Here is a 13,901-nt window from a genome sequence, read left to right on the forward strand (position 1 = left end):
ATGAACCTTGCAATCCGATCGGCGGTGCTGCTCGCCGGTAGCGCTTTCGCGGCACTTGCGACGGCCAGCGCCTGGGCGCAGGAGGCGCCCGCTGCATCGCCGCAGGACAATGCTGCGGCTGATGAGTCAGCGGAGCTCGCCAAGGACATCGTCGTCGTCGGGTCGCAGATCCGCGGCTCGAGCGTCACCGCCGCGCTTCCCGTCACCGTGATCGACGCGAAGCAGATCGACGCGACCGGCGCGCTTACCGGCGACGACCTGATCCGCGCCATCCCGCAGATGGGCGACGTCACCTTCAACCCGTCGAACAACCCGCAGACCAGCAACGCGGCGCGCGGCGACGTCAATTCGATCAACCTGCGCAACCTCGGCGTCGGCAATACGCTGGTCCTGCTCAACGGCCGCCGCCTCGTCTCGCATCCGGTGAGCCAGGCCGGCGAGGGCAATGTCCCCGTTCTCGGCTTCAACTCCAACTCGCTGCCGGTCGCCGGGATCGAGCGGCTCGAGGTGCTGCGCGACGGCGCGGCGGCGATCTACGGTGCCGATGCGGTGGCGGGCGTGGTCAACACCGTGACCAAGAGCGATTATAGGGGCGTTTCGATCGACGGGCGCTTCGGCTTCGCCGAGGGCACGCATCGCAAGGAATATCAGATCACCGGTTTCGCCGGCACCGATTTCGCCCAGGGTCGCGGCAATGTGTCGCTCTATCTCGATTATACCCGGCGCACCGCGCAACTTTCCGGGGACGAGGCCTATACCGCGACCAACGATCTGCGCCCGCTCTTCGCGAATAATCCCGCTTTTGCCGCCAACGCGAATCCGGACGGCCGCGCGACCCAGTCGCCCTGGGCGAACCTCGCGGTCGTCGGCGGCCCCGGCACGATCCGGCGCGGCACGACAGCGCTCACCAGCTCGACCGGTCTCTTCCATTCCCAGTCGGCGCTCGATCCGGGCTGCGTCTATACGATCAGTACCGATACCTGTTTCGGTACCGGCACGCGCGCCACCAGCACGACGCTGCGCAACGAACGTTTCGACAACGCGGTCGACACCACCGTCTCGCCGCGGATCAGCCGGTTCAACAGCTTCCTGAGCGCGCATTACGACGTCTCCGACTCGCTCACGCTCTATACCGAACTCGGCTATTACCGCGCGCAGAGCCACGCCATCCAGCCGCCGACGATCAACCTCAACGCGATCGTCGTTCCGGCGAGCAATTACTGGAATCCGTTCGGCGCGGCGGTCTTCGCCAACGGCACGGTCAATCCCAACCGAATCCCCGGGCTGACCAACGTGCCCGCCGCCGGCCTGCCGGTGCGGCTGTCGACCTATCGCTTCGTCGATACCGGTCCGCAATATGTCGATGTAACCAATTCCCAGTCGCGCTTCCTCGCCGGGGCCAGGGGCAAGATCGGCAGCTTCGATTTCGACACCGCGTTCCTCTATTCGGAGGCGATCGCGACCGATCTGTCGGACGCGATCAACATGACCAGGCTTCAGCAGAGCCTCGCGCTCTCGACGCCGGATGCGTATAATCCCTTCAGCGGCGGCTGCTCGGCCAACCCGAGTGTCGGCGATTGCTCGCCCTCGTCGAAGGCGGCGATCGATGCGATCCGCTTCAAGCTGCGCCGGCACGACAAGACCACGCTGGCGCTGGGCGACTTCAAGGTCTCCAACGGCCATCTCTTCGCCTTGCCCGGTGGTGATGTCGGCATCGCTGCGGGCGTCGAGGGCCGCCGCGAGACTCAGCGCGACGATCGCGACCCGAACCTCGACGGGTCGATCCAGTTCGTCGATGCCGTGACCGGAGAGGTCTCGGTCAGCAATGTCGCGGCGGTCAGCCCGACGCCGTCGACCCGGGGCGATCGCTTCGTCGCCTCCGCCTTTGGCGAGCTCGCGGTGCCGCTGGTCTCGCCGGACATGAACATCCCGCTTGTCCGCCGCCTCGACCTCCAGCTTGCCGGCCGGTACGAGCATTACAGCGATTTCGGCTCGGTCGCGAAGCCGAAGGTCGCCGCCGCCTGGGATATCATCGACGGCCTGCGCCTGCGCGGTTCCTGGTCGCAGGGCTTCCGCGCGCCGAACCTCGAACAGACGAAGACGGTGCAATATTCGCGGCTCAGCTCGAGCAGCGTGATCAACCAGGATTTCTATCGCTGCGAAGCTGATGTGCGCAAAGCGACCATCGCCAATTTCAATACCTGCACGCGCAACATCAGCTACACCATCCTGATCAGCGGCAATCCCGACCTGAAGCCCGAGGACAGCACCAACTGGACGGTGGGCGCGGTGATCGAGCCGAAGTTCATCCCGCGGCGCTTCGGCCGGCTGACCTTGACGGCTGATTTCTGGTCGATCCACCAGGTCGGCATCGTTGGCCAGTTCGGCGCGCAGAATGCTCTGGTGCTCGATTATCTCCTTCGCCTGCAGGGATCGAGCAACCCCAATGTCATCCGTGCCGCGGTGACGCCGGACGACACGGCGGTGTTCGCCGGATCGGGTCTCGCGCCGGCCGGGGCGATCCTCCAGATCAAGGATCAGTTCACCAACCTACTGCCGCAGACGGTGCAAGGTGTCGATCTCGCCTTGCTCTACCGCATCGACCATACCGGGATCGGCGATTTCGATCTCAACATCAACGCGGCGCGGCTGACCAGATATGCCCGAGAGAATCCGCCGATGGTCCAGACGCTGTTCGATGCGCGCGCTGCGGGCACGATCAACGCGGCGACCCCGCTGACTGACGGCAGCGACCTGATCGAGGTTCGCGGCAAGCCGAAATGGCGGGTCACCGGATCGCTTACCTGGACTCTCGGCCAGGTGCAGCTCGGCGGGTTCGCCAATTACACCAGCGACGTGAACGACACCAATTTCCTGGATTCGTCGGGCAACCCCTATGTCATCCAGGGCCAGACGATCTTCAATCTCTACGCGCAATATCGCTTCAAGGGCGGCGCGCTGAACGATACGCGGATCCGGATCGGCGCGCGCAACCTGTTCGACAAGCAGCCGCCGATCACCGCTGACGGCTATTTCGGGTCGCTCTACAACCCCTATGGCCGCTACTGGTACGTATCGGTCGGCAAGAAGTTCTGAGGAAAAGACGCATGAGGATGGGCAAGATCGGTTTCCTGGTGGCAGCGTCGCTTGCGACACTGGCGCCCGTCGCCGCCGTCGCCAGGGCGCAGGTGCAGGCCCCGCCGGTGGCGCGGGCGGCGACGAAGACCATCCTGTTCGTCGGCAACAGCTTTACCCAGGGCGCGCATTCGGCGGTGCGGCGCTACCGCACCGACACCGTCACCGATCTCACCGGTGACGGCACCGGCGGCGTGCCAGCGATCTTCAAGCTGATGGCCCAGCAGGCGGGCCTCTCCTACGAGGTCAGCCTTGAGACTCAGGGCGGCAAGGGGCTGGATTTCCATTACGAGACCAGGCGCGCGCTGCTCGACCGCAAATGGGACATCGTGGTGCTGCAGGATTTCAGCACGCTCGATCGGGCGAGGCCGGGCGATCCGGGGCTGTTGCTGCGCTATTCCGGCCTGTTCGCGAGCATGTTCCGCCAGCGCAATCCAGCCGTGCGCATCGAGCTGAACTCGACCTGGTCGCGCGCCGACGAGACCTATCTGCCCAAGGGCCATTGGTACGGCAAGCCGATCGCCGCGATGGCGCTCGACCTGCGCGCCGGGGCCAATCTGGCGCTGGCGAACCGCTCGGTCGACGGGATCATCGCGGTAGGCGAGGCCTGGAACCGGGCCTTTGCCGAAAAGGTCGCCGATCCCAATCCCTATGACGGGATCGATTTCGGCAAGCTCGATCTGTGGACCTACGACCAGTATCACGGGAGCGTCGCCGGCTATTATCTCGAAGCCCTGATGATCTTCGGCAAGGTGACCGGGCGTGACCCACGGATACTCGGGGCAAAGGAAAGGGCGGCGGACGATCTCGGCCTGTCGGAAGGGCAGGCGGTCGCGCTCCAGAATGTGGCCTTCAGGCAGATCGAGGCGGAGAAGACCCAGCGCTGAGATCGTGGCTCAGCTTGCGGCGCGCGCTGCCAGCTTGCGCTGCACCGACCGGGCGGTGCCGACCAGCCGGGACATCACCAGATCGTCGATCCCGGCATAGCCAAGCCCGAGATGGTCGGGCCGCACCGCGACGGCGTCACCCAGGTCGAGCTGGCCGGTGCGCAGCCCGATCCGCCCGATCCGTGCCCAGCGGCGCGCGGTCTCCCAGCGGATCAGGCTTCGGCTGTTCGGGTCGGGGCGGTGAGTCGCGAGGAAATCGTCCTGCAGGGTGACCAGCGCGTCGCCGAGCCGCCGGAAGGTCGCGCGGTCGGGTACGGGACGCTGGCCCATGACGTGCCGGACCACCAGGTCGGCGGTCGCCCTGGCATCGTCGCCGAACAGGCCAGCATAGGCCTCGGTCAGCACGTCGGTCGCCCGGCCGGTCATCGCATCGATATGGCGCTGCGAGGCGCCGCCGGTGTGGCGGCGATACGTCACCAGTTCCTCGTCGAGCCGGGCGATCCTGCCCAGCCTGCCGATCCGGTGGTAGAGGTCGTAATCCTCGGCGAAGACCATGTCCGGCCGGGTGAACGGGTCGAGTTTCCGCGCCGCGTCGCCGCGGATCATCACTGACGACCAGACCAGTGGATTCTCGATCCGCAACAGCCATTCGACGAGTGCCGGCGTCGTGACGGGGGCGAGCGATCCCGGCAGGACCACGCCATTTTCCAGGATCGAGGCGGCGGTGCCGACCAGCACGGTTTCGGGATTCGCCTCGAGATAGGCGACCTGCTTGGCGAAACGCTGCGGATGGCAGAGATCGTCATGGTCCAGCGCCGCGATATAACGCCCGCGCGCCTCGACGAATCCGCGGTTGCGCGAGGCGACCACACCCTGGTTCTTCTCCGCCGCGATCAGCCGGATGCGGGGATCGTCGAAGCCGCGAATCACCGCGATGGTGTCGTCGGTCGAGCAATCGTCGACGATGATCACCTCGAAATCGCCGAAGCTTTGTGCCTTCAGCGTTTCGAGCGTCTCCACGATCAGGCCGGCGCCATTATAGGCAGCCATGACGACACTGATCGCGGGGCCGGTCATGCGACGGCCCTTTCGCCGGTGTCGAGCACCTGGTTGACGATCATCAGCCCGACATCGTTCTGCCATTGCCACAGGCCGTTGGCCTGTCCGCGAAAGCTGGTCTCGCCGCCCAGCGTGCCCCAGGGTACGAACCCCGCCGCTAGGCCGATGCCGTAGAGCCCGGCGATCGGGGCGCCGTGCGCGTCGCAGACGCGGCAATGGCGATCGACCATCGGCGCGCCGCTCTGCGCGGCGAGCGGGATCGGGACGCCGCTCGCGTCGCTGACCGGCAGCGCGCGCGGGCGATAGCCGAGCGCTGCGATCACCAGGTCGGCCTCCGCCAGATGCGCGCGCGCCGCCAGGTCGTCGTCGCCGGTGACCTGGTGGATCGCGACGCGCGGATCGGGTGCGCGGCCGTCGACCTGAAGCATGCGCAGCACCAGCTCGCGGGCCTCGAGCCTGAAGCCGGCAAGGCGATAGACGAAACCGCTGACCGGGCAGATGTCGTCAGGGCCGAAATCGGTGAAGCCCTCGGCATGCGCCGCCTCGACTGAATGATAGAAGGGCCTCAGGGGGCGGCGATGCAGCAGCGTGACCCCGCCCGCGCCGAACGGCAATGCCGGCCTGCTCTTGAGCAGCAGTACGATCGTCGCCAGCGCGCTGGTCGATCCGCCGATCACCGCGATGCGCGGATTGCGTTTGCCGGAAAGGAGGTCGCCGAGCTTGTCCATGCCGCCCTCGGCCAGGACCTCGTCCGACTGGATCAGCCGGTCGCCGACTTCGGAAACAAGCGAGACGCCGGCGACCTGTTGCGCGGCGAGGCGGTCGAGTGGCTGGTGGCCGCCCGTCGCGATCACCACCGAGCTCGAAAGCCGCTCCACCGTCGTCCCGTCGGAAAGACGGCGCAGCGTCGTCCGCCACAGGCCCTCGCGGGTGCGGACAGTGCCGATCACCTCGTGCCCGGTCAGGACCGATCCGCCATTGGCGGTGACGATGCCAGCGAGCCGGTCGCCGGTGGCGCGGACCAGCCGGCCCGCTTCGACCAGCGGCACGCCGTCGATCCCGACATGCTTCGCCACCGCGCGGCCGATCGGGCCGTTGGCGATCGCCGCGATCTCCGGGTGCACATTGTCCTTCACCGCGCTCAGGAAGGTCGTGGCGGTGCTGTCGGAATTGATCGCATAGCGCCCGATCCGGCCGCCGCCGATCGCGTTCTCGCGCTCGACCACGACCAGCCCCGATTGCGCCAGTTGCGGCAACAGGCCCTGCTTGGTCGCGGCGGTGAGCAGCGCGGTACCGGCGGGGCCCCCGCCGACCAGCAGCATCGACGCGATCGGCATGGCGGCTGCCGCGCGGGCATGGGCGCGGGGCGCTGACAGGCTGTTGAAGACTCCGGCGATGGTTTCCGCATCGGCCGGCGTCATCGCATCGGTTACGGGTAGCGACAGCAGGCGCGCGGAAATCGAATCGGCGACGGGCGTCGGCTCGATCGTCGCCACCGAGCCGAACAGGGGCTGCTCGCCCAGATGCGGGCTGAAATAGCGTCCGCAGCCGATGCCCGCCTTGGCCAGGCCGGCGGTGATCGATTCGCGACGTCCGATCTGCTCCTCGGGCAGCACCACCGGCATGAACTGGCTCGCCCGGCGGCGCCCGGAAACGCGCTGGAAGGTCATGCCCGTCAGCGATGCCTTATAGGCGTCCTCGATCGCAGCGCGATTGTCGCAGATCGAATCGATCTCGGTCAGCTTGGCCCGTGCCATGATGGCCAGGACCTCCGGCAATTTGGCGTTGATGCCCGGCACGGTGGCGCTGCGCCCGCTTTCGAACCCGAAATTGATCATCGCGCGGAGCGCTTCGACCTGCCTGACGTCGCCCGAATGGACCAAGCCGCCCTCCGCCACCGCGAAGGTCTTGGTGGCGTGCATCGAATAGACCACCGCGAACGGCGCATCGGCGCCGAAGCCGAGGCCGCAATCGTCGATCGTGCCGAGCGAGGCGGCTGCGTCGACCACCACGCCGATTCCGTGACGGCGTTGCAGCCAGGCATAGCGATCCAGGTCGATCGCGTTGCCGAAGGTCGCATAAGGCACGATCACGCCGATCCGGTCGCCATAGTGACGCAGGAGCCGTTCTTCGGCGGCCGGGCAGGCGCCCCAGTCCTCCGGGTCGATATCGCAGATCAGCGGGGTCAGCCCGGCCCAGAGCGCGGCCTGCGCCGTCGCGGCGAAGGTCAGCGCCGGCATCAGGGCGAACCGCCCGGGCGCGCCGGTTCCGGCCGCCTCGCGGATCGCGACGATCAGGCCAAGCGTCGCATTGGCGACGGCGAGGGTCGCGCCATGGCCGCCGAACAGATGCTCGTTGGCCTCGGCCTCGAAGGCGCGGACCTCGGGGCCGTTGTTGCTGAACACGCCCGATTGCTCGACCCGCTTCAATGCGTCGAGATGCTCGCTGAGACGCGGCGGGTTGGGGGCGATGAGCGGGAAGCGATGCATGGAATAGACGGCCTGTCCACTTGGGTTCGAACCGCGCACCTATGGTCCCGCACCAGCTAAAAAGCCGTTACACCCGATTGCGGGCTTCCCCGTGGCGGGCCTAGTCTCGATCGGGTGACAACAGGGACAGGCAGGATGACGGCACGGCAGGACCCGCGTTTCGAGACGATCCGGCTGGAGACCGGCGAGGACGGCATCGCCACGATCACGCTCGACCGGCCCGACAAGCTCAACGCGTTCAACCGGGCGATGCTCTACGATCTGCTCGCTGCATTCGACGCGACCGACGCCGACGATGCCGTTCGCGCGGTGATCGTCACCGGCAGCGGCCGGGCCTTTTGCGCCGGCGCCGACCTGTCCGAAGGCGGCGCGACCTTCGATTATGAAAAGCGCGGCGGCCGCTGGGCCGATGGCGACTCGCCGGTGAACGAGGATGGCAGCGTCGACTGGTCGAACCCGGCGGTGCGCGATGGCGGCGGCATCCTGTCGCTCCGCATCTTCGACTCGCGCAAGCCGGTGATCGGCGCGATCAATGGGCCGGCGGTCGGCGTCGGCGCGACCATGACCCTGCCGATGGATTTCCGCCTCGCCGGCGATACGGCGCGCTTCGGCTTCGTCTTCGCCCGGCGCGGGATCGTGCCCGAGGCGACCTCGACCTGGTTCCTGCCCCGGCTCGTCGGCATCGGGCAGGCGCTGGAATGGTGCTACTCGGCCCGTCTGTTCGATGCGGCGGAGGCGTTGCGCGGCGGGCTGGTCCGCAGCGTCCATGCACCCGGCGACCTGCTGGCCGCGGCCCGCGCTCTTGCCCGCACGCTGACCGGGGAGAGCGCGCCGGTCTCCATATCGGTCATGCGCCGGATGCTCTGGACCGGCCTCGGCGCGACTCATCCGATGGAGGCGCACCGGCTCGAAAGCCGCGTCATGTGGCTGCGCGGTGCCAGCGCCGATGCGCGCGAGGGCGTCGGGTCGTTCCTCGAAAAGCGACCCGCTGCCTTTCCCGATCGCGTGTCCGAAGCGTGGGGCGATTTCGCTGACTGGTTCGAAGGGCCACGTTACCGCTGAGCATCCTATAGCTTTTCGACATCCCTCTCGTGATTCCATGTTATTCGGGACCTTGACAGGGCCCCGGCGGCACTCGATGGTAGCGCTATCAATAATGTGGTCGAGCGGAGCGGGATGGCTGAGAGGGGCTTTGCGGTGGCGGATGCGCTGCCAGCGGATTGGCGTGAGGGCCTGTTTGTCGGTCGCATCGCCAGCGCGGAGGGGCCGAGCCCGGTCCTGATCGCCGGCGGCGTGGTTCACGACATGGCGAAGGTGGCGCCGACCGTTTCGGCTCTTGTCGAGGATAAGGCGTTCGACGCGAGCGCCGGCAAGGCGCTTGGGGCGCTCGACTCGCTCGATCTCGGCACCGGTCCGGAGTCGGCGCTGCGCCTGCTGAGCCCGATCGACCTGCAATGCGTCAAGGCGGCCGGCGTGACCTTCGCCGTCTCGGCGCTCGAACGCGTGATCGAGGAGCGCGCCCGGGGCGATGCCGGTGCCGCCGCTGACGTGCGCGCCCGGCTCGAGGACATCATCGGCGGCAGCCTGCGGGCGGTCGTGCCGGGCTCGCCCGAAGCAGCCGCGATGAAGAACGCGCTGATCGAGGACGGCATGTGGTCGCAATATCTCGAGGTCGCGATCGGCCCGGATGCCGAGGTCTTCACCAAGTCCCCCGTGCTCTCGACGATCGGTCATGGCGGGGAGATCGGCGTTCGCTCCGATTCGACCTGGAACAATCCGGAGCCCGAAATCGTGATGCTGGCGGATTCGACCGGCGCCGCGGTCGGCGCGACGCTGGGCAACGACGTCAATCTGCGCGATTTCGAAGGCCGCTCGGCGCTGCTGCTTGGCAAGGCGAAGGACAATAATGCTTCCTGCGCGCTTGGCCCGTTCATTCGGCTGTTCGACCAGGGCTTCACGCTTGACGATGTCCGCCAGGCCGAGGTCGAGCTGCTGATCGAGGGACCCGAGGGCTATCGCCTGACCGGCGTCAGCTCGATGAACCAGATCAGCCGCGATCCCGAGGCGCTGCTCAGGCATACGATGAGCGAGCATCAATATCCCGACGGCTTCGTGCTGTTCCTCGGCACGCTGTTCGCGCCGACCCAGGATCGCGACGTGCCCAAGCACGGCTTCACCCACAAGACGGGCGATGTCGTCAGCATCTCGACGCCGCGCATCGGCCGTCTGGTCAACCGTGTGACGACGTCGAAGGCGGCGGCGCCCTGGCGGTTCGGCATCGGGGACCTGATGCGCAACCTCGCTGGCCGGGGGCTGCTGGCCCCGTCATGATCGACACTACCATAATGGAGACTGAATCCGTGCTGCAGGCAAAAGCCGCCGGGGCAACCGGCGCACTCTATCCCAGCCTGGCCGGCAAACGCGTTATCGTGACCGGCGGTGGCAGCGGCATCGGCGAGGGTCTGGTCGAGGCGTTCGTCGCGCAGGGCGCCCGCGTCGCCTTCATCGACATCGTCGAGGACGCCAGCCGCGCGGTGGTCGATCGCCTGACGCCGGACGCTGTCCATGCGCCGGTGTTCCGCCATTGCGACATCACCGACATCGACCTGCTCAAGCGCTCGATGGCGGCGATGGAGCAGGAGCTTGGCGGCGTCGATATCCTCATCAACAATGCCGCCAATGACGACCGGCACACGATCGATGAGGTCACCCCGGCCTATTGGGACGAACGGATGGCGGTGAACCTGCGCCACCAGTTCTTCGCGGCGCAGGCGGTGGTGCCGGCGATGAAGCGGGCCGGGCAGGGCGTGATCCTCAATTTCGGGTCGATCAGCTGGCATCTCGCGCTCGGCGAGCTCGTCCTCTACCAGACCGCCAAGGCGGCGATCGAGGGCCTGACGCGCAGCCTGGCGCGCGATCTCGGCCGCTCCAACATCCGCGTCAACACGATCGTGCCGGGCAATGTCCAGACGCCGCGGCAGATGAAATGGTACACGCCGGAAGGCGAGGCGGAGATCGTCGCGGCGCAGTGCCTCGATGGCCGAATCCAGCCCGCGGACGTCGCCGCCCTGGTGCTGTTCCTCGCGTCTGACGACGCGAAGATGTGCACCGGCCATGATTATTTCGTCGATGCCGGCTGGCGCTGAGATGGTCGCGGGCGCGGCGCGCCGGGTCTGTGGCGTCGGGGCGACGCTGGGCGAAGGACCCGTCTGGGTCGCGCGCGAGAACGCGCTGTGGTTCGTCGATATCAAGGAGAAGCTGATCTACCGCTTCGATCCGGCGACCGGCGATCTGAAGCATTGGAGCGCGCCCTCGCAGGTCGGCTGGGTGCTGCCCGAACGCGGCGGCGGCTTCGTCGTCGGCCTGCAGCGCGGGGTCGAGCGCTTCGACCCTGCGAGCGGCGTCTTCACCGCGCTGGTCGCCCCTGAGGCGCATCTGCCCGGCAACCGGCTGAACGATGCCACCACCGACGCGCGCGGGCGGATCCTGTTCGGCTCGATGGACGACAGCGAGGGCGATCCGACCGGCCGTCTCTACGCGCTCGATTCGACCGGGGTTGCGGATACCGGCCTGCCGCCGGTGTCGATCACCAACGGCCCGGCCGTCTCGCCCGACGGCAGGACGCTCTATCATACCGATACGCTCGGCAGGATCATCCACGCGGTCGAGGTCAATGACGACGGCACGCTCGGCACGATGCGCGTGTTCGCGACGATCGAGGACCGTGCCGGTTATCCCGACGGCCCGGTGGTCGATAGCGAGGGCTGTCTCTGGACCGGCCTGTTCCTCGGCTGGGGCGTGCGCCGCTACGCGCCGGACGGAACTTTGCTCGAAACGGTCAGGCTCCCGGTGTCCAACGTCACCAAGATCGCGTTCGGCGGACCCAATCTGATGACAGCGTTTGTCACAACGGCGCGCAAAGGGCTGGACGCGGCCGCGCTGGCGGGGCAGCCTGAGGCCGGGGACCTGTTCGCGTTCGATGTCGACGTGCCGGGCTTGCCCGTGACAGAGGCGGCGATACCGGCCCGCTAGACGACAACAAGAACGAGAACGGAGAGGGACAAGACCATGGCAACACCAAGCGCGGGGCGGGTCAATATGGCCTTTATCGCGCTGATCGTCGCGGTTGCGACGATCGGCGGATTCATGTTCGGCTATGACAGCGGCGTGATCAACGGCACGCAGGCTGGCCTCGAAAAGGCTTTCGACCTGTCGAAGCTCGGCACTGGCCTGAATGTCGGGGCGATCCTGCTTGGGTGTGCCGCCGGCGCCTTTATCGCGGGCCGCCTCGCTGATGTCATCGGCCGTCGCTCGGTGATGATGATCGCGGCCGTCCTGTTCGTCTTCAGCGCGCTCGGTGCCGGCGCCGCTGACTCCTCGGTCGTGTTCATCCTTGCCCGGATCATCGGGGGCCTCGGCGTCGGCGCGGCCAGCGTGCTCGCGCCCGTCTATATCAGCGAGGTCGTGCCCGCGAACATCCGCGGCCGGCTGTCGAGCGTCCAGCAGGTGATGATCATCACCGGCCTGACCGGCGCTTTCTTCGCCAATTATGCGCTCGCCCACAGCGCGGGCGGATCGACCCAGAATCTGTGGTTCGACTATCCGGCGTGGCGCTGGATGTTCTGGCTGCAGGTCATCCCCGCGGTGATCTATCTCCTGACCCTGCTGCTCATTCCGGAAAGCCCGCGCTATCTGGCGATGAAGGGTCGCGATGCCGAAGCCGAAGTGGTGCTGACGAAGCTGTTCGGCGCCGACGCCGCTCGTGCGAAGGTCGCCGAGATCCGCGCGAGCCTCGCCGCCGATCATCACCGGCCGAAATTCGCGGACCTGCTCGATGCGAACGGCAAGGTCCGCCCGATCGTCTGGGCCGGCATCGGTCTCGCCGTGTTCCAGCAGTTCGTCGGCATCAACATCGTCTTCTATTACGGGTCGGTGCTGTGGCAGCAGGTCGGCTTCAGCGAGAATGACTCGTTGATCATCAACATCATCTCGGGCCTGGTCTCGATCGCTGCCTGCCTGGTGACGATCTTCACCGTCGACAAGATCGGCCGCAAGCCGTTGCTGTTGATCGGCTCGGTCGGCATGGCCGTGACACTCGCCCTGATGGCCTATGCCTTCTCGACCGCGACGGTGGGCGCGCACGGGCCGGAAATGTCGCCGATGATCGGCAAGATCGCCCTCGCCAGCGCGCTCGCTTATTCGGCCCTGTTCAACCTCAGCTGGGGCCCGATCATGTGGGTCATGCTCGGCGAGATGTTCCCGAACCAGATCCGCGGCTCGGGCCTCGCCGTATCGGGCCTCGCGCAATGGGGCGCGAACTTCCTGATCAGCGTCAGCTTCCCCTGGATGGCGGCGAATATCGGCCTGCCGGTCACCTATGGCTTCTACGCCGCGAGCGCATTCGTCTCCTTCTTCTTCGTCAAGGCATTGGTGAACGAGACGCGCGGCCGCGAACTCGAGGATATGGAAGGCTGACATGATCGAGCTTTCGGGCGCGGGGTGGGCGCTGACTCTCCTCCCCGCGCTCGGCGGCGCGATCGGCGCGCTGCGCCACAAGGGTATCGACATTCTGCGTCCCACGGCTGACGGCGCCACCGACCCGCTACAAAGCGCCTGTTTCCCGCTCGTCCCCTATGCCAATCGCATTGCGGGCGGGCGGTTCAGCTTCGGCGGGCGCCACGTCGCGCTGCCGCTCAATTTCGGGGATCATCCCAACACGCTGCACGGCTTCGGCTGGCAACGCGCCTGGGACGTGGTGGAAGCGGGCGCGGACCGGGCGCGGCTCGCCCATGTCCATGACGGTGGCGGCGGCTGGCCATGGCGCTATCGCGCAGAGCAGGAGTTCGAGCTTGGCGAGAACGGGCTGCGCGTGACGCTGACCCTCGCCAACGCCGCCCGCGAGCCGATGCCCGCCGGCATTGGTCTCCATCCCTATTTCGCCATTCACGCCGGGACCCGGCTGAGCCTTGACGCGGCGCGGGTGTGGCTGACCGACGACGACCAGATCCCGAGCGAGGCGGTCGCCGCCGGCCATTTCGGCGACTGGGCGGCCGGCGCCTCCATCTCCGACGCCGGGTTCATCGATCACAGCTACGAAGGATGGGACGGTCTCGCCACGCTCGACCAGGGCGATCGCATCGTCAGCCTGACCGCCAAGGGCGCGCGCGACCTTCATCTCTTCCATCCGGAAGGCGAGAGCTTCTGCTGCCTTGAGCCGGTCAGCCATCTGCCCGATGCGTTCAATCGGCCGGATGCGGTGTTCGATCTGCTGCCGCCGGGGGGCTCGCTGGTGCTGACGATCCGGATCGCGGTCGAGCAGAATTGAGGCGCG

At 67.1% G+C, this 13,901-nt stretch carries 10 protein-coding genes; 8 read left to right on the forward strand and 2 right to left on the reverse strand.

Features of this window, described 5'->3' with window-relative positions; genetic code table 11:
- Together P0Y59_20990 and P0Y59_20995 are read left to right on the forward strand one after the other, a co-directional pair.
- Window positions 1–3,096 carry a TonB-dependent receptor gene (locus P0Y59_20990; protein ID WEJ99372.1) on the forward strand — a complete coding sequence of 1,032 codons (3,096 nt, stop codon included), beginning with the start codon at window positions 1–3 and terminating at the stop codon, window positions 3,094–3,096.
- Between the two features lie 17 nt (window positions 3,097–3,113).
- Complete coding sequence (locus P0Y59_20995; protein WEK02640.1) at window positions 3,114–4,022, forward strand: PEP-CTERM sorting domain-containing protein; 909 nt, start codon at window positions 3,114–3,116, stop codon at window positions 4,020–4,022.
- Between the two features lie 9 nt (window positions 4,023–4,031).
- Here the strand turns inward: P0Y59_20995 and P0Y59_21000 are convergent, their stop codons facing one another.
- Together P0Y59_21000 and P0Y59_21005 are read right to left on the reverse strand one after the other, a co-directional pair.
- Window positions 4,032–5,099 (reverse strand): glycosyltransferase family A protein, encoded by a 1,068-nt coding sequence (locus P0Y59_21000; GenBank protein WEJ99373.1) that lies wholly within the window; start codon window positions 5,097–5,099, stop codon window positions 4,032–4,034.
- Window positions 5,096–7,570, reverse strand: coding sequence for a DegT/DnrJ/EryC1/StrS family aminotransferase (locus tag P0Y59_21005; GenBank protein WEK02641.1), 2,475 nt, complete (start codon window positions 7,568–7,570; stop codon window positions 5,096–5,098). Before P0Y59_21005 ends, P0Y59_21000 begins: the two co-directional genes overlap by 4 nt.
- Window positions 7,571–7,705: 135 nt before the next feature.
- On the opposite strand from P0Y59_21005, the gene P0Y59_21010 reads away from it, so the two are divergent.
- The 6 genes from P0Y59_21010 to P0Y59_21035 all read left to right on the forward strand — a co-directional run bounded on the left by P0Y59_21010 (window position 7,706) and on the right by P0Y59_21035 (window position 13,895).
- Complete coding sequence (locus P0Y59_21010; protein ID WEJ99374.1) at window positions 7,706–8,632, forward strand: crotonase/enoyl-CoA hydratase family protein; 927 nt, start codon at window positions 7,706–7,708, stop codon at window positions 8,630–8,632.
- 114 nt (window positions 8,633–8,746) lie between these two features.
- On the forward strand, window positions 8,747–9,901 hold the full coding sequence (locus P0Y59_21015) for a fumarylacetoacetate hydrolase family protein (GenBank protein WEJ99375.1): 1,155 nt from the start codon (window positions 8,747–8,749) through the stop codon (window positions 9,899–9,901).
- Window positions 9,902–9,915: 14 nt separating this feature from the next.
- Window positions 9,916–10,716 (forward strand): SDR family NAD(P)-dependent oxidoreductase, encoded by an 801-nt coding sequence (locus P0Y59_21020; GenBank protein WEK02642.1) that lies wholly within the window; start codon window positions 9,916–9,918, stop codon window positions 10,714–10,716.
- On the forward strand, window positions 10,700–11,602 hold the full coding sequence (locus P0Y59_21025) for an SMP-30/gluconolactonase/LRE family protein (GenBank protein ID WEK02643.1): 903 nt from the start codon (window positions 10,700–10,702) through the stop codon (window positions 11,600–11,602). Before P0Y59_21020 ends, P0Y59_21025 begins: the two co-directional genes overlap by 17 nt.
- Before the next feature lie 36 nt (window positions 11,603–11,638).
- Complete coding sequence (locus P0Y59_21030; protein WEJ99376.1) at window positions 11,639–13,045, forward strand: sugar porter family MFS transporter; 1,407 nt, start codon at window positions 11,639–11,641, stop codon at window positions 13,043–13,045.
- Window position 13,046: 1 nt separating this feature from the next.
- Window positions 13,047–13,895, forward strand: coding sequence for an aldose 1-epimerase (locus P0Y59_21035; protein ID WEJ99377.1), 849 nt, complete (start codon window positions 13,047–13,049; stop codon window positions 13,893–13,895).
- Window positions 13,896–13,901 lie beyond the last annotated feature (6 nt).

The organism is Candidatus Sphingomonas phytovorans (assembly GCA_029202385.1).
GTDB lineage: Bacteria > Pseudomonadota > Alphaproteobacteria > Sphingomonadales > Sphingomonadaceae > Sphingomonas > Sphingomonas phytovorans.

Bases quoted from the DNA above. Each gene is read 5' to 3' on its own strand.
- P0Y59_20990 (WEJ99372.1), top strand. From the start codon at position 1: ATGAACCTTGCAATCCGATCGGCGGTGCTGCTCGCCGGTAGCGCTTTC.
- P0Y59_20995 (WEK02640.1), top strand. From the start codon at position 3,114: ATGGGCAAGATCGGTTTCCTGGTGGCAGCGTCGCTTGCGACACTGGCG.
- P0Y59_21000 (WEJ99373.1), bottom strand. From the start codon at position 5,099: ATGACCGGCCCCGCGATCAGTGTCGTCATGGCTGCCTATAATGGCGCC.
- P0Y59_21005 (WEK02641.1), bottom strand. From the start codon at position 7,570: ATGCATCGCTTCCCGCTCATCGCCCCCAACCCGCCGCGTCTCAGCGAG.
- P0Y59_21010 (WEJ99374.1), top strand. From the start codon at position 7,706: ATGACGGCACGGCAGGACCCGCGTTTCGAGACGATCCGGCTGGAGACC.
- P0Y59_21015 (WEJ99375.1), top strand. From the start codon at position 8,747: ATGGCTGAGAGGGGCTTTGCGGTGGCGGATGCGCTGCCAGCGGATTGG.
- P0Y59_21020 (WEK02642.1), top strand. From the start codon at position 9,916: ATGGAGACTGAATCCGTGCTGCAGGCAAAAGCCGCCGGGGCAACCGGC.
- P0Y59_21025 (WEK02643.1), top strand. From the start codon at position 10,700: ATGCCGGCTGGCGCTGAGATGGTCGCGGGCGCGGCGCGCCGGGTCTGT.
- P0Y59_21030 (WEJ99376.1), top strand. From the start codon at position 11,639: ATGGCAACACCAAGCGCGGGGCGGGTCAATATGGCCTTTATCGCGCTG.
- P0Y59_21035 (WEJ99377.1), top strand. From the start codon at position 13,047: ATGATCGAGCTTTCGGGCGCGGGGTGGGCGCTGACTCTCCTCCCCGCG.